General features: G+C 59.6%; 18 protein-coding genes. 9 read left to right on the top strand and 9 right to left on the bottom strand.

Annotation, left to right across the window (positions count from 1 at the left end; genetic code table 11):
- Positions 1-27: 27 nt before the first annotated feature.
- Together lpxD and THS5294_RS03935 are read right to left on the bottom strand one after the other, a co-directional pair.
- Entirely contained in the window at positions 28-1,119 is a 1,092-nt protein-coding gene (gene lpxD / locus THS5294_RS03930) for a UDP-3-O-(3-hydroxymyristoyl)glucosamine N-acyltransferase (RefSeq protein ID WP_058122704.1), read from the bottom strand.
- Between the two features lie 87 nt (positions 1,120-1,206).
- Positions 1,207-2,805 (bottom strand): L,D-transpeptidase family protein, encoded by a 1,599-nt coding sequence (locus THS5294_RS03935; protein ID WP_072936678.1) that lies wholly within the window; start codon positions 2,803-2,805, stop codon positions 1,207-1,209.
- A gap of 364 nt (positions 2,806-3,169) precedes the next feature.
- Here THS5294_RS03935 and mepK point away from each other — a divergent pair, with 364 nt between their 5' ends.
- Complete coding sequence (gene mepK, locus THS5294_RS03940; RefSeq protein WP_038002732.1) at positions 3,170-3,727, top strand: peptidoglycan L,D-endopeptidase MepK; 558 nt, start codon at positions 3,170-3,172, stop codon at positions 3,725-3,727.
- 63 nt (positions 3,728-3,790) lie between these two features.
- Here mepK and THS5294_RS03945 read toward each other — a convergent pair whose 3' ends face one another.
- The 4 genes from THS5294_RS03945 to THS5294_RS03960 are packed head-to-tail and all read right to left on the bottom strand — an operon-like array spanning position 3,791 to position 8,168.
- Positions 3,791-4,795 carry an Ldh family oxidoreductase gene (locus THS5294_RS03945; RefSeq protein WP_058122705.1) on the bottom strand — a complete coding sequence of 335 codons (1,005 nt, stop codon included), beginning with the start codon at positions 4,793-4,795 and terminating at the stop codon, positions 3,791-3,793.
- Between the two features lie 58 nt (positions 4,796-4,853).
- The gene (locus THS5294_RS03950) at positions 4,854-5,483 is read right to left on the bottom strand and encodes a DUF3726 domain-containing protein (protein ID WP_158508576.1); all 630 of its coding nucleotides are present in this window, start codon (positions 5,481-5,483) and stop codon (positions 4,854-4,856) included.
- Positions 5,480-7,186 (bottom strand): hypothetical protein, encoded by a 1,707-nt coding sequence (locus THS5294_RS03955; RefSeq protein WP_233486399.1) that lies wholly within the window; start codon positions 7,184-7,186, stop codon positions 5,480-5,482. Before THS5294_RS03955 ends, THS5294_RS03950 begins: the two co-directional genes overlap by 4 nt.
- Positions 7,179-8,168: a membrane dipeptidase gene (locus THS5294_RS03960; RefSeq protein ID WP_058122707.1), complete on the bottom strand. Its 990-nt coding sequence runs from the start codon at positions 8,166-8,168 to the stop codon at positions 7,179-7,181. The genes THS5294_RS03955 and THS5294_RS03960 overlap by 8 nt, the downstream gene beginning before the upstream one ends.
- A 183-nt stretch (positions 8,169-8,351) precedes the next feature.
- On the opposite strand from THS5294_RS03960, the gene THS5294_RS03965 reads away from it, so the two are divergent.
- From THS5294_RS03965 to THS5294_RS04000, 8 genes are all read left to right on the top strand, one after another.
- Positions 8,352-9,269: a DMT family transporter gene (locus THS5294_RS03965; protein WP_058122708.1), complete on the top strand. Its 918-nt coding sequence runs from the start codon at positions 8,352-8,354 to the stop codon at positions 9,267-9,269.
- A 196-nt stretch (positions 9,270-9,465) separates the two neighbouring features.
- Positions 9,466-10,578 carry an outer membrane protein transport protein gene (locus THS5294_RS03970; RefSeq protein ID WP_058122709.1) on the top strand — a complete coding sequence of 371 codons (1,113 nt, stop codon included), beginning with the start codon at positions 9,466-9,468 and terminating at the stop codon, positions 10,576-10,578.
- Positions 10,579-10,687: 109 nt separating this feature from the next.
- Positions 10,688-11,608 carry a DMT family transporter gene (locus THS5294_RS03975; protein ID WP_058122710.1) on the top strand — a complete coding sequence of 307 codons (921 nt, stop codon included), beginning with the start codon at positions 10,688-10,690 and terminating at the stop codon, positions 11,606-11,608.
- Between the two features lie 26 nt (positions 11,609-11,634).
- Complete coding sequence (locus THS5294_RS03980) at positions 11,635-12,510, top strand: hypothetical protein (RefSeq protein WP_058122711.1); 876 nt, start codon at positions 11,635-11,637, stop codon at positions 12,508-12,510.
- A gap of 34 nt (positions 12,511-12,544) precedes the next feature.
- The gene (locus THS5294_RS03985; protein ID WP_058122712.1) at positions 12,545-13,459 is read left to right on the top strand and encodes a homoserine O-succinyltransferase; all 915 of its coding nucleotides are present in this window, start codon (positions 12,545-12,547) and stop codon (positions 13,457-13,459) included.
- Between the two features lie 31 nt (positions 13,460-13,490).
- Positions 13,491-14,438 carry an alpha/beta fold hydrolase gene (locus tag THS5294_RS03990; protein ID WP_058122713.1) on the top strand — a complete coding sequence of 316 codons (948 nt, stop codon included), beginning with the start codon at positions 13,491-13,493 and terminating at the stop codon, positions 14,436-14,438.
- Between the two features lie 42 nt (positions 14,439-14,480).
- Positions 14,481-15,359, top strand: coding sequence for a polyphosphate kinase 2 (gene ppk2, locus THS5294_RS03995; RefSeq protein WP_058122714.1), 879 nt, complete (start codon positions 14,481-14,483; stop codon positions 15,357-15,359).
- Positions 15,352-15,969: a TetR/AcrR family transcriptional regulator gene (locus THS5294_RS04000; protein ID WP_058122715.1), complete on the top strand. Its 618-nt coding sequence runs from the start codon at positions 15,352-15,354 to the stop codon at positions 15,967-15,969. Before ppk2 ends, THS5294_RS04000 begins: the two co-directional genes overlap by 8 nt.
- 58 nt (positions 15,970-16,027) lie before the next feature.
- On the opposite strand, the gene THS5294_RS04005 is transcribed toward THS5294_RS04000, so the two are convergent.
- From THS5294_RS04005 to THS5294_RS04015, 3 genes are all read right to left on the bottom strand, one after another.
- Positions 16,028-16,804 (bottom strand): enoyl-CoA hydratase-related protein, encoded by a 777-nt coding sequence (locus THS5294_RS04005; protein WP_038003798.1) that lies wholly within the window; start codon positions 16,802-16,804, stop codon positions 16,028-16,030.
- Positions 16,805-16,868: 64 nt separating this feature from the next.
- Positions 16,869-17,327: a cytochrome c-type biogenesis protein gene (locus THS5294_RS04010; RefSeq protein ID WP_058122716.1), complete on the bottom strand. Its 459-nt coding sequence runs from the start codon at positions 17,325-17,327 to the stop codon at positions 16,869-16,871.
- On the bottom strand, positions 17,324-19,309 hold the full coding sequence (locus THS5294_RS04015) for a heme lyase CcmF/NrfE family subunit (protein WP_058122717.1): 1,986 nt from the start codon (positions 19,307-19,309) through the stop codon (positions 17,324-17,326). Before THS5294_RS04015 ends, THS5294_RS04010 begins: the two co-directional genes overlap by 4 nt.
- Positions 19,310-19,333 lie beyond the last annotated feature (24 nt).

Genomic DNA, 19,333 nt, shown 5'->3' on the forward strand with positions numbered 1-19,333 from the left:
CCCCTTCTTCGACCCGTCAGGGGTCATCTACGCATTGCCGGTCAGTTTTGCCACTGTTTTCCGAAGCTCAGCGACCTGTGCGGCAATGCGCGGCAGCCGGCGAATGGCCTTGTAGCTTTCGACATGGCTGTCCATTTTGACCGCCGGATAACCAAGGATGACGCGACCGCTGGGCACATTTGTAAAGATCTTGGACGCCCCGCCCGCAACCACATCGTCGCCCACGGTAATGTTGTCGTTCACGCCACATTGCCCAGCCATCACCACACGGTTGCCGATGCGCGAGCTGCCCGCCATACCGACCTGCCCACAGATCAGACAATCCTCACCGATCTGGTTGTTGTGTCCGATATGAACAAGGTTATCGAGCTTGGTGCGATGGCCGATCACCGTGTCCGCAATTGTGCCGCGATCGATGCACGCATTTGCACCCACTTCAACATCGTCACCGATCCGAACCGCCCCGAGGGAATGGATACGCGTCCAGCTTTGCGGCTTGATATCCCCCTGATCTCCAAGAGTTTTTCGGCTGCGCTCCACCCCGGATTCTTCTGGTGTTACAAACGAAAATCCATCCCCGCCGATAACGGCGCCGGGCTGCGCGATGAACCGCGCGCCGATCACACAGCGCGCGCCGATCCGCACGCCTTGGCACAGCAAAGCCTCCGCTCCGATCTGGGCGTCTTCTGCGACGCTGACGTGGCTGGCGATCCGCGCGTTCGCGCCGATTGTGGCCCGCGCGCCGATGTGCACAAACGGCCCGATGGCCGCCCCTGCCCCAATTTGGGCGGTGGCATCAATCACTGCAGACGGATGGATGCCCTCCGCGATCTCGGGGCCCGCATCCAAAGCCGTCGTGATCCCAGCCATCGCAACCCGCGCGCGCGGAACAAACACCGCCGCCTCAAGACCTAAGTCCTGCCAATCTGCGCCGGGCCAAAGAACCGCTGCCCGCGCCTGTCCCGCCCGGACGTGTTCGCCGTAGGCAGGCGACATCGCAAGCGCCAGATCATCCGGGCCTGCCGAGGCAGGTTCCGCCGCGCGGCTAATCGCAATGGAAGTATCACCCACCGCATCCGCACCGAGGGAGGCCGCAATTTCGGCAATAGTAAAAGACATAGCGATCTCCTGACCCGGGGGCGTTTTCGCCCTTCTACCCGCGCCAGACGATCAAGGCCAGCGCCGCGCGCAGGATGGTCAACCCGTCTAGCTAAAGTCGCCGCGCAAGCCGACGCCTGCATCCTCAAGCGCCGCCAACACCGCACGGTCCCGGCCGTAAACATCATCGCGGAATTGCACGCGCCCCTCTGGCGTCACCCACGAGGTCCAATACACGATGTGTACGCCAACGGGTTGATCCAAATAGACATATGTTTCTTCCCCCGTATCAAGGGTGGCTTGGAAAAAGCCAACAGGATCACGTTGTTGCGGCGCCAAAAGGTGATGTGCCAATTCAAATGGCCGCTGAACCCGCACGCACCCATGGGAAAACGCCCGAACGTTGCGCCCAAACAGCGATTTTGACGGCGTATCATGCAGATAAATGTTCCACCGGTTGGGGAACATGAATTTGACCAAGCCCAGTGCATTCCCCGGTGAAGGGGGTTGTTTGAGGTCAAAGGGAAAGGTCTCGGCGTCGAATTCCAGAAAATCGACGCCATCGCGACTGACTTCTGCGCCATTCTGGAACAGTCTTAGATAGCTCGCGCCACCTTCTTGCAGCACCGGCAGGTATTCCTTGGTCGCGATGGAACGCGGCACGTGCCACGTCGGATTGATGACCAGATATTCCATCCGGTCCGAGAACTCTGGCGTGCGGCGGTCCTCATCATTGGCCCCGACGACGACGACGGTTTCAAAGCTCTGCTCACCATCGTCAATGACGCGGGCGTAAAAATCGGCAAGGTTCACAAGGATGTGCCGTTTTTCCAGGGGCTTATTCATCCAGCGTTGCCGCTCTAACCCGACAAGGATTTGCCCCAACCGCCCCTCAACCGAGACATTCAGCGCCTTGAGCGTGGCCGGGCCGACTGTACTGTCGGGGGTTAGCCCGTGGTCCAGCTGAAACGCGCGCACGGCTGATGTCAGCGTCGCGTCAAAACTGCGCACAACAGAGCGTTCCATGTACCCCATCCGGATCAACCGGTTGCGCAGGGCAATCACAGCCTCCCCGGTGTCGCCGGGCTCTAATTTGCGCGCGCGTACGTCCGGCCCCCAGCCGCCCGCTTCGCGCACGGTCTCAAGCCGCAGTTTTTCGCGCAAAAGGCGCACGTATGTTGGGGAAGCCGGCCATAAGTCCTTGATAAACTGATGTGGGTCCGCACCCGCAAAGCCCGTAAGCGTTTCGAGCGGGTCGCGGCTGGGCTTCTTCAGGACAAGGCCTGGATCAATCTGGCGCGGCTCGGTCACGCCACAGGATACATCACTCGCGTAGGCGACGAACATCTCGCTCAGCGCAACTTCCAATAGGCCTTGTGCGCGGGGGTTATCCGCCGCCTGAAATGCCACGCGGACCTCGGCCGCATCATAGCGCGCACGCGGCAAGCCGTGATCCAGTGCCGTATCAAGCGCCCACAAAAAGGCAGCGCGCCGGTCGCCCGCCGCCGCGTCCATCCATAATGGCTCAAAATTGCGCGCGCGATAAAACGCAGCCAAAGCGGGAATTTGCGCGGATTTTTCGGCAATCGCCTGTGTAAAGGCAGATACCAAGGCATTGGCCGGCTGAGCGACACTGACGGCCGAGCCAACTGCCATACCCAATGCCGCGCGCCGCGTCACATTCATCATGCCTGTTTTTCCCGCCATTTTCAGACCTCCTGCCCGCATCGTCGGTGTCGCATCTTTGACTTAACATAGGATAAACGACACAAATCGCATGTCCATTCACGTTATCGCAATGTTCTGCTTTTACACCTGCATCGTGACCAGAATATGCCACGCCGAAAGCCGCGTTTTGCGCCCCGCTTTGCCACGATTTAGCCCCGTTTTCGGGGCAAGGTCTCATCAATGCGCGGAAACTCGCCCAATTATGCGTACTTTTGACGTTTTTGACCCAATGCGGCTTTGAGCTTCATTTCAATCATGTCATAGAGTGCGGGTCACATGGGGATGAGGCGCAAAAATAGCCGGGTTACCGGCACGTAAGCGAGAGACAGAGGCACGGTACGATATGAGCACGGATTTTTCCCGCCGGGGTTTACTCGGGGCATTCGCCGCGACACTGGTGACGGCAGCGCCCACTTACACGCAAGCCGCAGGCTTTTTGCGCGGCAGCGGTGATATTCGACGGTATCGCGCATCCAACCCTCGTACCGGCGAGAAAATCGACATCATCTACTGGATCGACGGCGACTACGTTAAAGACGCCCTCAAAGAAGTGAATTGGTTTATGCGTGATTGGCGTCGCAATGAGGCCATCGCAATCGACAACCGCACAATCGACATTATGGCCGCCGTTCACCGTCTGACCGGCACGACTGAGGCTTACACGCTTTTGTCCGGCTATCGCTCCCCCCAAACGAACAACGGACTTCGGTCCAAATCCCGTGGGGTTGCTCGCAATTCGCTCCACATGAAGGGCCAAGCCGCGGATCTGCGCCTCACCAGCCGCAGTGTTGCGCAGGTTGCAAAGGCCGCTCAATCCTGCCGCGCAGGTGGGGTTGGTCGGTACTACGGCTCCAACTTTGTTCACATGGATTGTGGTGATGTCCGGACGTGGCGCGGATAAAACTTCGCCCATCGGCATGTAATCACGCGCGGCCCTGAAGCCGCGCGTTTTCGTTTCAGGCTCTTATATCGCGCGAACGCGCTCCAGGATTGCCGCGCTTACATCCACACCGTTTTGCTCGGCACGTTCCATCGCGGACTGGCGGTTCACACCGGGCAACCGTGCACCGGGCTGCGCCGTAATCGCCTGCGTCAACGCAGCCATACGCCCCGCAAATTCACCACCGCTTGTCGCATCGGGATCAATCAGAACAAAGCATTGACCGGTGGCGGGTGGCCCACCGACTGGCCCCGAAAACGGGCTCGCGTCTTTGCCCAGAACCGCTCCGCTTAGCGCTGCGGCAAACGTCTCAACGATCAGGCCAAGGCCGACACCTTTATAGCCACCAGCCGGCGCCATCGAACCCTTGAGGCCGACGTTCGGGTCCGTCGTCGGTTTCCCTTCGGCATCCAGCGCCCAACCCTCAGGAATAGGCTTGCCCTCACGCGCGTGCTTCATAACTTCGGATTTGGCGATGGCGCTGGCACTTTGGTCGATCAAAAGGCTTGCGCCCCCGGCACCGTCTGGCGCCCCCAAGGCGATTGGGTTGGTTCCGACAACCGGCGTCGCCCCGCCCGATGGCGCGATGGACGCGGGCGCGTTCGTAAAGCACAAGCCTACCAAGCCGGATTGCGCGATCCGCAGGGCGTGGACGCCAAGAACACCGCAGTTATAGCTCTCCCGGATCGACAAAACCGCTATCCCTTGGCTGCGGGCGGCGTCCATGGCCAGCGGCAGACCCGCATCAATAGCCGCGTGGGCAAACCCGTTGCCAGCCGAAACAACAACCGCCGCAGGGCGCGGTGTTTCGACCGATGGAACCGCCTCTCCCAGCACTTTGCCACAGCGCAAATGCTCCGCGTAAATCGGGATGTAAGCCAACCCGTGGGAGGCCACGCCCATCGCTTCGGTCACTGCCGTGTCCCGTGCAAGGGGGCGCGCTTGGGGCTCGGATGCACCCGCTCGGCGCAAAGCGTCAAACGACAATGCCTCAATGGCCGCCAGGGACAGGTTTTCGGTCTCACTCATGGTTTATTCCTCGGTAAACTATTTATTATCAGTGGCCTGCGACAATGGTCGTGGCCAATCAGTCTGCGCCCCCGGCCCCACGTGCACGTGACGCCTCAGTCGCGGGAGCATAGGTTGCAGCGGCAAAACCTTCCAGCCGATTTAGCTGATCGGGGTGCACAAAGGCGCGGGTTGACCGCGCGATGGGCGCACCCGTCGGCGCATCCGCCAGTGGTGTTATCGAAACGCGCGCGGCCCCATTGATTTCGATCGATCCTGCGCACCAAAGACAAGGCTCAGCCCCACCGCGCACTGTCACCTGTGCGCCGGCATCTGACGTACGCCATTGCACCGAATAGAGCCCCGGCAAATGCGCCACAAACGGCACCATCAAAACGGCGCCAACGACCGCAGGCAAGTGTAGGCCCTCAGGCGGTATGCGCCCGTGATCCGACAAGGCCGCCCCTGCGTGCAGCACCGATAGGCCCACCACGTCCGCTGGGCTGTGCCCGCCGCCGGGCAAAGGCTTTAGCCCCGCCTCCAAGACGGACAGCAACGCCGCCAACCCCGGCAAACCGCGACTGTTCACCCAGGTCACACTTGCGCGCGCTTCCTCTGCGAGGCCCCAATCCATGCCAGCGCCCCGCGCGGCCTTGAACGCCAGCGCCCCCGCCTCCGAGAGCGACATCTCCCGCAAAGTCAGGCTCACGCCCCCTCCCACGGAGCTTGCCAATACGGCCAGCGACATTCGGATTGCGCAGATAAATCAGGGGGCAAAGGCGCACCGGCGAACATGCAGATCCGCACCCACCGATCCGAGCGTGGGTCAAACCGCTGCGCCCCAAAGAACGAAAGCTTAGCCCGCAAAAGGTCAATCGGCATCATGTCCGCGGCAATCGTATTGTCTTGGATTTCCCCAAAGGGATGCTCCGCGATGATCTGCACCCGCCGCAAAGCGTGTCGCAACGCGGGGTTGGCCAAGGCAAATGCGGCCACCGGCGCGTCCTCGGGCCAAGCGGGCAGCATCGCGTGCAACTTCGCAATGTCGCGTCCGGGTGCCAACGGCTGCTCATAGTCTTCGACCGGCTCCTCACAGCGCTCGCCCAAGCGCGGCTCAAGCTTCTCGGCAGAGGTGTACCAGACCCGTGCCTGCGCCTCAGCCGCGGCCCAGTCAATCGCAACTGCCCACGGATAGTGATGCGCAATCAGAGCCTTAAGCGCGCCGACAGTCATTTGTCCGTTTATCCGGTGCGCCTCGGTCGGTACGGACATTTCGGCGGCGATTTCTTCCAATTGGGCGGCGTAAGGCTCTAGGATCGCGCTGACCAACCACTCTTGGCCCTCAAGCGTTAACGCCGTTTCGGCCCAATCGATCAGTGCATCCCATGTGGTCACACCGGCATCCAACCGGGTGATGATCCGTACCAAATCATCTCCCAACCCCGCGTCGCGCACCTGTTGGCGGGGGTGGTCGGTGCGCCACGTCGCAACCTTTGCTGACATGATCTGCGCCAGTGTCAGGACCAATGCCCACGCCTCTGGGTCTGGGTCATTTTGCGCGCGCACGGACGCCAAGGCGGTCTCTCGCGCGCTGATCCATGCGTTGATCAACTTGGGGTGCGTCATCAAAAACGGCGCCATGCCGAGGCCGGTTGAATTGCCGATCCCGAGGCCCCGGGCAATATCGGGATCAAGGGTCGCAGCTTTGGTGCCCTGTGCCGCCGCCCGTGCGCGGGCCATGTGTTGAACCAATTCCGTAACGGCCCAGCGGATCAAATAGACGGTCAGCATCTCGGCCTGGAACGGCGCGGCAACTTCCGCCCGGGTAGAGATCGTTTCATAGTCAGCGGCACCAAACTTGCCGGAGCCATAGACGGCTGTCGTGCGCATCAAATAGCCCACTTCGCCCAATTCACCCGTATCGGGCTGCTGCCCGCTGGCAAGGGCACTGACCACTTTTTCCCACAGCCTGACGGAGCGGTTGGCCCGGCTCAACGTCAACTCGGTTTCCGAAATGCGGCCTGCCTCTTGGACAGGCACATTTGCCGCAAGCCGCGCCAGATCGGCGGCGTCAGGCACCCCATCAAACAACGTGAACGTCGCATCCCAAGCCGTTGCAATCACACGGTCCGAGCGAAGCTCATCCGGCAAATCATGAAAAAACGCGACCAACGAATATGTCCGCGCACCCGTCTGCGCACGCAAAACCGCGTGCCCCACACCCTGCGCATCCACCTGCCAATCGGCAATGGAAAACTGCCAATCATCGCGCACCGCGCGCGCCGTCAGTTGTCGCATGAATGAAAGGGGCGAGGCATGAAAACACCCCATCCGCTCTAGCCGCATCACCTTGCTTGGCGGGCGTAGGCCGGACATCGCACCGGCCAGCGGAGGGGATGCGCGCTTAGCCATCCACCGGTCCAAAGCTGGTCTCGTAGAACCGCGCCCAGTTGCCGCCCATCAGGCCCGCGACCTCGCCTGCGTCAAATCCGGCGGCAGCCAAACCCTCGGCCAAGCCCGGAAAGTCGCGGTTATCACGGAACCAATCAGGCTGCGGCGGAAAGCCCGGTGCAGATGCAGACCCTTCACCGTAATCGATTTCCTTGGTCCAGCGCCCCACCCGCATCCATTCCACAATGCTATCGGGCTGGTCTTGGCACAGGTCCGACCCAATCCCGAGGCAATGGGCGCCGTACTTATCAGCGGTTCGCGCGATCATCTCACAAAAATCCGCCCGCGAACAATCTGTCCCGCCTTTCAGATGGTGCGGATAAAGCGAAAAGCCCAGCATCCCACCATGATCCCCTTTGGGCCCCAAAACCGCGTCCAAAACGGCGTCGGATTTGTTGCGCCGCGCGGCGTGCCACCAGCCCGGATTAGCATGTGTGATCGCAATCGGACGGCTTGAATGGTCCGCCACCTCAATCGTCGAGCGATCGGCAGAGTGGCTCATATCCACCACAAGGCCCACACGGTTCATCTCGGTCACGACCTGACGTCCCATCCGCGTCAGCCCCGTGTCATCCTCTTCATAACACCCGGTCGCGAGCAGCGATTGGTTGTTATAGGTCAGCTGCATAAACCGCAGACCAAGCTGGTGCAGAATTTCGACTAGGCCGATGTCATCCTCCATCGGGCTAGGGTTTTGCGCCCCGAAAAAGATCGCCGTGCGTCCCGTGGCCTCAGCCGTTTTGAGGTCAGCCGCCGTCCGACCGGGAAAAATCAGCTCAGGAAAGCGTTCGAACCAACGGTTCCACTGCTCTAGGTTCGCAACGGTTTCGCGAAACGTCTCGTGGTAAGCCACTGTCACGTGTACGCCCGTTAGACCGCCTTGATGCATCTGTTCAAAGACGGTCTGAGACCAATTGCAGTACTGTAAGTTGTCTATGCGCATAACGCCTCCCGCATTGCTTGTCCCTCACGCGGGGCGATTCCGTCAATTCGTGATCGCATCGCGGGGATGATTTTTGCGCATTTCGGCGCATCTGGCTTATCGAAGTCCGAAAATTGGCCTTATCAAACCGCCCCAAGGTCAAGCACGCTTGACCATGCCCGCACGGCGTGATCCACCCATTTTATGATCCGCGCACGCACAGATATCCCGCTTTTTGGCCCCACGGCTCAGGCCGCCTTTTGGATGATGGGCGCGATTGTGTCGTTCACCTCAATGGCGGTTGCCGGGCGCGCCGTCAGCCATGAGCTTGATACGTTTGAGATTATGCTCTTTCGGTCCATCGTGGGGATTTGCGTCGTTGTCGAGGGGGCAAGGCTTTTGGGCACATCCCACACGATCACCCACCGCACGCTGGGCCTGCACACAATCCGCAACATCGGCCATTTTGCGGGCCAAAACCTGTGGTTTTTTGCCATAACGATGGTGCCGTTGATGCAGGTCTTTGCGCTCGAATTCACGTCGCCGCTGTGGGTCGTATTGCTCGCGCCACTCATTTTGGGTGAGCGGATTACGTGGGACCGTATCGGCGTTGTGTGCCTTGGTCTGATCGGCGTGGCACTCGTCGCCCGCCCGTGGGAGGCCGCGCCATCATGGGGTTTGGTGGCCGCGGGGCTCGCAGCCATTGGCTTTGCCGTATCAGCCCTGTTCACCCGTAGACTAACCCGCACCGAAAGCGTGACCTGCATCCTGTTTTGGATGACCCTGATGCAGGCGGTCTTTGGCCTGATCTGCGCAGGTTTTGACGGGGATATCGCCCTGCCCTCCGCCACAGTGGCGCCTTGGCTGGTGCTGATCGCAATGGCCGGGCTGCTGGCTCATTTGTGCATGACGCAAGCCCTGTCCCGCGCCCCGGCCTCGGTGGTGATGCCGTTCGACTTTGTGCGCCTGCCCGTCATCGCCTTTGTTGGCATCTGGCTCTACTCAGAGCCGTTCGATCTATGGGCGCTCTCGGGCGGGGTCATCATCTTTGCGGCCGGCTACATGAACGTCCTCACCGCCGCACGCGGTGAAAAGCGGTTAAGCCAATCACGGGCCCGGTAGCCCCTCGCGTTAACCAACTTACACCCTGAGGTTGATGTATATTTGCCACCGTTGCCCTACCACAAAGGCGCTAAAGCCCTTTTACGCAGGGTAACGTTTGACGGTTTCAATTTAGCTCAACTAAGAAACAGTGGACCAGAGCGGGGGAGCTCTGCCGCGCCAACTCACGGTGCGCAACTTGGGAGAAAAACATATCATGAAACGTATCGCGCTTGCGGCCCTACTCACGACCGCTACTGCTACTTCTGCCCTCGCGGGCGGCATCGACCGGTCCGGCCAGTTCCTTGGACCTCTGTTTCAAGATGGTGGTGAAACAGGCAGCTATTTTCAATTTGGCATCGGGTCTGTCGAACCATCCGTTGGTGTGTCTGTTCCCGGCCTTACCGGATCTGACCCTCTGGACACCTACGTACCTTGGAGCGCCGCGATCAAACTGGACGTTACCGACAAGCTCAGCTTCGCGATCATTGGCGATCAACCCTTTGGAGCGAATGTGAATTACTCAGGCTTGCCGTTTCAAAGCGCACTGCTACAGGGTCTTAACGTCGAACCCGGCGCAAATATCAAAACCCAAGCATGGACTGGTGTATTGCGTTACGAGCTGAATGAGACTTTGAGCGTCCACGGTGGCTTGCGTGCGCAAAAAGCGAGCGGGCAAGTCAATACACGGGTTGGAACAGGTGTAGTTCCTCCTTTTCGCCAGCTAAACGCATCGAGCGACTTCGCCCTTGGTGCTCTGGTAGGGGTTGCATACGAACGGCCAGAAATCGCTTTACGAATAGCCCTTACCTACAATTCTGAAATTGATCAAAAATTGACGGGTACTGAGATCACGGACATTGTGAGCCCAGCCACCACAGCTTTCACTGTAACGACTCCTGCAAGTCTGAACCTTGAGTTCCAAACAGGCGTAGCCGCGGATACCTTGTTGTTTGGTTCTGTTCGCTATGTCGAGTGGGACGGCTTCAACCTGACGACCCCCGGTGCCGGCCAATACGTCAACTTCGATAAAGACACGACAACATACTCACTGGGGCTAGGTCGCCGGTTTAACGATACATGGTCTGCCGCCGTTACGCTAGGTTTCGAAGCAAAAGGTGACTTTGCGGCCAACTCAGCGCTGGCCCCAACCACAGGCTCCCAGAGCATCGGCCTTGCAGCTACGTACACCCAGGGTAAAACAACCGTCACAACCGGTGTCACATATGCGAAACTAGGCGAGCGTGAGTTTGACTTGGGCGGCACCCCCGTCAGCTTCACCGACGGCGAAGCCATCGGTGTTGGTGTGCGCTTGGGTATCAACTTCTAAAGCCCACCCAACCAAAACCGTCCCAAACGCCCCGGCCAATCGCTGGGGCGTTTTTGTTTGTCGCAACTTCCGGGTCGCCTCTGTGCCGCCCGCTTGCTAGAGCGCTGCCATGACATCGCAAAAAACCATATCACCGCGCGCTTGGGCGGAACTGATCCTGCTCTCGGCGATTTGGGGCGGGTCGTTCCTGGCGATCCGTACGGCGTTGGATGAAATACCCTTTGTCACATCGGTCGCATACCGCGTCGCCATTGCGGCAGCGGCCCTTTGGACCGTGGCGCTTATCCAGCGCGCGCCCCTTGGGATCACACGGGCGCATCTGGTTGGATTTCTGGGCATGGGGGTGCTGAACAACGTGATCCCCTTCACGCTGATGGCATGGGGGCAGTTGCATATTGAGAGCGGCCTGACCTCAATCCTCAACGCGACCACTGCCATTTTTGGCGTTCTGGTTGCCGCGATTTTTCTGGCGGACGAAAGGCTCACTCCACGAAAATTGATCGGTGTGGGCATCGGATTTATGGGTGTTGCGACAGCGATCGGCCTTGGCACCCTGATGCAGTTCGACCTGCGCAGCTTGGCCCAAGTCGCGGTCGTGACGGGCACCTTTTCCTATGCGCTCGCGGGTGTTTGGGCGCGGCATTGGTTGGCGGGCCTATCGCCCCTTGTCGCCGCCGCAGGCATGTTGAGCGGTGCGAGCCTTGTGATGATCCCCGCAGCCCTATTCCTTGACGGTATGGTAATCCCGCAGAACCCGATCACATGGGTCGCAATCCTCTATTACGCGCTGATCGCAACTGCATTCGCTTACATGCTCTATTTCCGGGTGTTGGGCATGGCGGGCAGCGGCAACCTGATGCTGTGCACGTTGATGGTGCCGCCCGTGGCGATCACGCTTGGCGCATGGATCCGGGACGAGACGCTGGACCCCAACGCCTACGCAGGCTTTGCCGTGCTCGCACTGGGGCTGGTGATCCTTGATGGGCGGGTCATGGCACGCTTGCGCGCCCGCGCCCGCGCGCGTAGCTAGGGGCAGACCAAACGAAAGACCCCGCCATGATCTATGACACCCCCGCCGCTTGGCACCAAAGCCCCAACAAGCGCGTTTTGTTTTTTGGCATGTCGGGGCTGGGAAAAACCCACCTAAGCAACATCTTGCGCCACGCGGATGACGGCTGGTTTCACTATTCGATCGATTACCGCATCGGCACCGCCTACATGGGTGAATTCATCGCCGACAACCTCAAGCGCGAGGCGATGAAGGTTCCGTTCCTGCGGGACCTCCTACGCTCAGACAGTGTGTATATCGGGTCGAACATCACCTTTGAAAACCTCGCGCCGCTGGCCACCTATCTGGGCAAACCGGGTGATCCGGACAAAGGCGGGCTGAGTTACGCGGAATACTGCTACCGGCAGGAACTGCACCACCGGGCAGAACGCAATGCGCTGCTGGACACGCACCATTTCATTGAGCGCGCGATTGAACTGTATGGCTTTGACCATTTTGTCTGCGACACTGGCGGGTCCATTTGCGAGGTCGTTGATCCCGATGATCCCAATGACGAAATCCTTGCGCATTTGCACGATCACACCCAAATGATCTGGATTGAGGGCACGCCGGATCACACCGAAACGCTGGTCAAACGGTTCTCTGCCGACCCAAAACCGATGTGCTACCGGCCCGCGTTTTTGGATCAACTCTGGCACGAATATCTGACCGCGCAGGATTGCACAGAGGCCGAGGTCAACCCCGACGCCTTCATCCGCTTTACCTATGCCCGCGCGATTGAGGCGCGTCAGTCCCGCTACGCCGCGATGGCGCGCAATTGGGGCCTGACGGTGCAGGCCGCTGACGTGGCGCAGGTCCGTGATTCCAAGGACGTGACCGACCTTGTGGCCGATGCCCTTGGCAAACAGGCCGCGCGCGCCTAAATCAACGATCCGATCCAAAAGGATACTTGCCGATATGCCCATCACCCTGCCCCTCGACCTGCCCGCCTTTGACGTTCTCGGCAATGAGGGCGTGTCGGTCATGGACAGCACAGCCGCCACGCGGCAGGACATCCGGCCTTTGCAGATCGGCTTGCTGAACCTGATGCCCGAGAAAATTCAGACCGAAACGCAGTTTGCCCGGCTCATCGGGGCCACACCTCTGCAAATCGACCTGACGCTCATCAAGATGACAGAGCATTTTTCCAAAAACACGTCACCCGCCCATATGGAGGCGTTCTACAAGCCGTTTGAGGACGTCAAACTGCACAAATTCGATGGGCTGATCATCACTGGCGCTCCGATTGAGCATTTGCCCTTTGATCAGGTCACCTATTGGGATGAGCTGACCGAGGTGATGGATTGGACCCAGACCAATGTGCACACCACGCTTGGCGTGTGCTGGGGCGGCATGGCGATGATCAACCATTTCCACGGGGTGCAAAAACACCTGCTGGATCACAAGCAGTTTGGCTGTTTCAAGCATCGCAACCTTGCGCCTGCTTCGCCCTATTTGCGCGGTTTCTCTGACGAATGCGTGATCCCGGTCAGCCGCTGGACCGAGATGAAGCGCGACGAAATCTATGCCGCGGGTCTGCCAGTTTTGCTGGATAGCGACGATGGTGGCCCCTGTTTGGTTGAGGACGTGGATCACAGATCTTTGTATATTTTCAACCACTTCGAGTATGACAGCGGCACCCTAAAGGGTGAGTATGATCGCGATATCGCAGCAGGTAAACCGATCAACGTGCCACAGAACTATTACCCCGGTGATGACCCCACCAAAGAGCCGCTCAACCGCTGGCGATCCCACGCGCACCTCCTATATGGAAACTGGGTGAACCAAATCTATCAAACCACACCCTACGATATGGAGATGATTGGAGGGTAGCCGCCTGCGTAAAGCGGTAAAAATCGGAGCAATGGCCGGGCTTTTGGCCGGGTGCGGGGCAATCTTGGATCAAACCTTTGACAGCCGCATGATGCGCATTGTGGCGGACTATCCGCCCGAGGGGCAGATATTGGATGTGGGCGGCGTACCCGTGCACGCGGTGGTGCGGGGCACGGGTCCGGACGTGGTTTTGATCCACGGGGCGTCGGGCAACACCCGCGATTTTACCTTTGATCTGGTCGACCGACTGGCAGACACCTACCGCGTCATCGTCATGGACCGCCCCGGCCTTGGCTACACCGGACACACGCGCGCGCAATACGCACAAATCACCGCAACCACCTCTGACACACCGGCGGAGCAGGCAGAGCTGTTGTCTGCTGCCGCGCGGCAGTTAGGGGCCGATGCGCCCCTTGTCGTTGGGCAAAGCTATGGCGGCGCGGTTGCATTGGCGTGGGCCTTGGACCAACCGCTGTCGGGGTTGGTGACCTTGGCGGCGGTGTCCAACGTTTGGCCCGGCCCGCTGGACGCGATCTACCGCATCAACGGCTCACGGCTTGGAGCGTTGACGACGGTGCCCCTGATTTCGGCCTTCGCACCCCGCACCCGCGTGGATGCAGCGGTTGAGGCAATCTTTGCCCCCAATCCTGTTCCCCCTGGCTACACCGAAGCCATCGGCGCGCCCCTCTCCCTGCGCCCGATATCGCTGCGGGCGAATGCGCGGCAGATCAACACGCTCAAACCGATCATCGCAACGATGGTGCCCCGTTACGGACAGATCACGGTGCCGACCGAAATCCTGCACGGCGATGCGGACACGATTGTACCGCTTGAGATCCACTCCGCCCGATTGGTGGATCAAATCCCAGGCGCGCACCTGACCGTTCTGCCCGGTATCGGCCACATGCCTCATCACGCTGCCCCCGACGCGGTGGTGAATGCGATTGGGCGTGCCGCCACCCGCGCCGGATTGCGTTAACCGCGCAAGGCGCCCATAAAGGGCAAAGTAAAGGGACTTAACATGACCGACCCCGCTACCCTGCCCTTCGACGGTGCGATCAGTGCGTTTTTCGAAAAAAACGCGCCCAAGCATGTGCGCGAAGCGATCCGCAACGCTGGCCGCAAGGACATCCTTGCTGCTGATTGGCCCTATAAATCGCGCCTAAACCGCGCGGGGTATGATGCACAGATGCAGCATCTGCAGATCCAATTGGTCCGCGCACAAGCCGCAATCAAAGCCGAGGGCAAACGCGTCGTCGTGATCTTTGAGGGTCGCGATGCGGCGGGCAAAGGGGGCACGATCAAACGGGTTCGCCAAAACCTCAATCCACGCGTCGTGCGCACCGTAGCCTTGTCAAAACCAACCGAGGCCGAGGCCGGCCAGTGGTATTTTCAACGCTATATCCAACATTTGCCCACGGCGGGTGAGATGGTGCTGTTCGATCGGTCTTGGTACAATCGCGCGGTGGTAGAACACGTGTTCGGTTTCTGCACAGCTGAACAACGGGCCCATTTCTTTGCACAGGTGCAGGGTTTTGAGGACACGTTGGTTGAGGATGGTGTGACGGTCGTTAAGCTATGGCTCAACGTTTCTCGGCCGGAACAGCTGCGCCGGTTTTTGGCGCGCGAAAGCGATCCGCTCAAGCAATGGAAACTGTCGCGCATCGACGTAGAGGGGCTGCATCGCTGGGATGCCTATACCGATGCAATTTCAGAAACCTTTACCCGCACGCACTCCGCAAGCTCGCCGTGGACCGTCATCCGGTCCGATGACAAACGGCGCGCCCGCCTCAACGCGCTTCGCGCGATCCTGCTGCAATTAGAATATCCCGGCAAAGACCTGTTGCCACTAGACCCGCATATCGCGGGCGGACCAGAGGTATGGCACCCCGGTGGCTAAGCGCGGATATCACCACGGCAATCTGCGCCAAGCTCTTGTGGATGGCGCGCTTGAGCTGATCGAGGAGAAAGGCCCCACGGGCTTTACCCTGTCGGAGGCCGCCAAGCGCGCAGGCGTCACGCCCGCCGCCGTTTACCGTCACTTTGAAGGGCGCGAAGACCTAATCGCCGAATGCGCCTTGCAGGGGCACATGATCTTTGGCGACCTGATGGAATACGCCTATTCCACCGGTGGCCCTTCGGCGCTGTCCGCGTTTGAGGCGACGGGCCGTGCATATCTTGCTTTCGCGCGGAAATACCCGGGCCACTACATGGCGATGTTCGAAAGCGGTGTGTCCTTGCACGCATCCGCAGAACTCGCATCCGCGGTCAAGCGCTCCAAGGCTGTCTTGGAAACAGCGGCAGCCGCGCTGTCCGAAAACATACCTGTTGAAAAACGCCCCCCCGCCGCGATGTTTTCTGCGCACATCTGGGCGATGAGCCACGGCGTTGTCGAACTGTTTGCGCGCGGCACACCGGGCGCAAACACACCCTTTCCCCCCGAGGATCTGCTAGAGACAGGCATCGGGATTTACCTGCGTGGACTAGGATTGGTCGCACCCGACGCGTGACGTCGAAAAAGTCTTCTCGAAGACTTTTCGGCCCCGAAAACTCTTTTAGAAGAGTTTTCTACCGGCCCTCGTAGCGCGCAGGACGCTTTTCCAAGAAAGCCAAAACGCCTTCTTTGAAATCGCGCGTGCGTCCGCATTCCCCCTGAAGCCGCGCTTCGACCTGAAGCTGCTCAGACAACGTATGATCGTAGCTTCCACGCAGTGCCTTTTTCACATTTGCATAGGCCGCTGTCGGCCCATTCGCCAAATGCGCCGCACGCGCGCGCCAATGACTGTCAAAGGTTTCATCGGGAACAGCTTCCCAAATCATCCCCCAATCGCTCGCATCACGGGCCGAAATCGGCTCTGCGAACAAAGCGGCACCCATTGCTTTGGCCGCCCCCATCTGACGTGGCAACCAATAGGTCCCCCCTGCATCTGGAATCAAACCGATCCGAGTAAACGCCTGAAGGAACACCGCCGATTCCGTCGCAATGACGACATCCGCAGCCAGCGCCAAGTTCGCACCGGCCCCCGCTGCTGCTCCATTTACGGCGGAAATCGTTGGGATTTTGCACTCGTATATCGCCATCAACATCGGCTCGTATTCGTCGCGCAGGGTCCGCTCAAGGTTCAGGTTCGCGGCCGACCCTTTGTCGCCTAGGTCTTGGCCAGAGCAAAACGCACGACCCGCCCCGGTCAGGACCAGAACCCGCGCCTCTGCCTCTGCGGCGCGCACGGCATGTGTGATCTCAGCCCTCATTTGCGTATTGAGCGCGTTCATCACATCGGCGCGGCGCAGTTCAAGAACGGCCACTCCATCCGTGATCGTCAGATCAATGGTTTCGTATTGCATGATGCCTCCCAAATTTTTCATGAGGTTGACTGCTTCGCATCAGCTCGGAAAGCGAAACCTTGCGTCAGTCCTTGAGCAAGGCCTTGAGCCTATCTTCCTCAGCCTCAGACAGCTCAGATACAGCGGCTTCCTTGGCGTTTTGACGGCCCCGGAGGTATCCAATCGCAACTGCAAGCGCGAGGAGAAAAACAGCAGGCCCCGCGTACCACAGCACGAAATTCGACCCCGTCTTTTGCGGGGTCAGCAGCACGAATTCACCGTAGCGGTCTACAAGGTAATCAATCACGTCCTGATCGCTGTCACCCGCCACAAGTCTCTCACGCACCAAAACTCGCAGGTCACGGGCTAACTCGGCATTGCTCTCGTCGATGCTTTCGTTGCGACACACAAGGCACCGAATATTTGCCGACAGATCGCGTGCACGCTCCTCAAGAACCGGGTCCTCAAGGATTTCGTCCGGTTGGACGGCAAAAACTGGCCCCGCTATCAGCAGGGCCAAAGTCAGGATCAAGGCTCGGATCATTCGGCTGGCACCCCTTGGGCTGCGGCCTCACGACGGCGGCGTGCACCAGCAGCCACGCGATACCGACGATCCGACAGCGACAACACACCGCCGAGCGACATAATAATCGCCCCCCCCCAAATCCAATTCGCAAAGGGTTTGATGTAAACGCGCACGGCCCAGCCACCGCCCTGCTGTGGATCACCGATCACAGCATAGACATCGCGCCAAAAGCCGTTGTCGATCCCGGCCTCAGTCGTCGGCATCGCCGCCACCGGGTAGATGCGTTTTTCAGGGAATAGCACGTCGATATCGCGACCATCCTCATACACATGCATCCGTGCCATCGTGCTGAGGTAGTTCGGCCCCTCAACGCGGGACACATCCTCAAGCACGACCTCATATTTGCCAACGGTCAGGCTCTCACCGACTTGAAGGACACGGATATCTTCCTGTTCCCACGCCATCAGCGCAGCAACACCAAAGATCGTGATCCCAAAGCCCGCGTGCGCGACGGCCTTGCCCCAGTCTGCACGTGGCAACCGAACCACACGACCAAATCGCTGCGAGAGAGATCCCTTTTGCCCCGTCCGCAGATACAGATCCACACCGGCACCAACGACCAGCCAAACGCCTAGTCCCGCACCCAGCGGGCCACCAGCGGATCGCCCGGTCTGCATCGCCCAAACCAGTGCGCCAATGAACACCGCCAAAGCCAACGCATACCACAACGGTTTCATCGCGCGCGCGGCATCCGCACGCTTCCACGGCAACACCGCGCCAAGGGGCAACAGTGCAGCCAATCCTATGACAAAGGGCGTAAAGGCTGCGTTAAAGAAGGGTGGCCCTACGGACAATTTCCGGTCAAACGCCATCTCCGCAATCAGCGGCCACATCGTTCCGATGAACACCACAAAGCACGACACCGCGAGCAGTACGTTGTTGAACACCAACGCGCTCTCTCGGCTCACGGTTGAGAACACGCCCTTGGCTTCCATCGCGCCGCCACGAATGGCGAACAACAACAGCGCGCCGCCTGTAAAAAACACCAAAATCCCAAGGATATACACGCCCCGCTCGGGGTCATTCGCAAAGGCATGGACGCTGGTCAAAACGCCCGAGCGCACAATAAACGTCCCGATCAGCGAAAACCCAAAAGCCAAGATCGCGAGCAAGATCGTCCATGATTTCAGCGCCTCACGCTTTTCCACCACGATCGCAGAGTGCAACAGGGCCGCCGCAATTAACCACGGCATGAACGACGCGTTCTCAACCGGGTCCCAGAACCAAAAGCCGCCCCAACCCAACTCATAATAAGCCCACCAAGAGCCTAGCGCGATGCCGATGGTCAAAAACAGCCAAGCCGCCAAGGTCCACGGCCGAACCCAACGCCCCCACGCTGCATCGACGCGCCCCTCCAACAGGGCCGCCACAGCAAAGGAATACGCCATGCTCAGGCCAACGTAGCCAAGGTACAAAAACGGCGGGTGAAATGCCAAACCGGGGTCCTGTAGCAACGGGTTCAAATCCTCACCATTGAACGGCGGGAATTCGAGGCGCAAAAACGGGTTAGACGTGAATAGAATGAACGCCAAGAAGGCGACGGAAATAGAGCCCTGAACACCCAAAACCCGCGCGCGCAACGTCGGCGGCAACTGGTTTCCGAACCAAGCCGCGGTCGCCCCAAACAGCGCGAGGATAACGACCCACAACAGCAACGACCCTTCGTGGTTCCCCCAAACACCGCTGATTTTATACAGCATCGGCTTGTCGGTATGTGAGTTCATCACCACCAATTGCAGCGAAAAGTCGGAAGTCACAAAGGCGTACGTCAGCGCGCCAAAGCTAAACAAAACCAACCAGAATTGCAGGCTTGCCGCCGGGCGCCCAAGCGCCATCCAATCCGACCAGCCTTTGTGGGCCCCAACAAGGGGCACCACGGTTTGTGCGATGGCGACTGCAAAAGCCGCGATAAGGGCGAAGTGTCCGAGTTCTACGATCATGCCCAAATACTAGGCCGTGGAAAG

This window comes from Thalassobacter stenotrophicus (assembly GCF_001458315.1).
GTDB lineage: Bacteria > Pseudomonadota > Alphaproteobacteria > Rhodobacterales > Rhodobacteraceae > Thalassobacter > Thalassobacter stenotrophicus.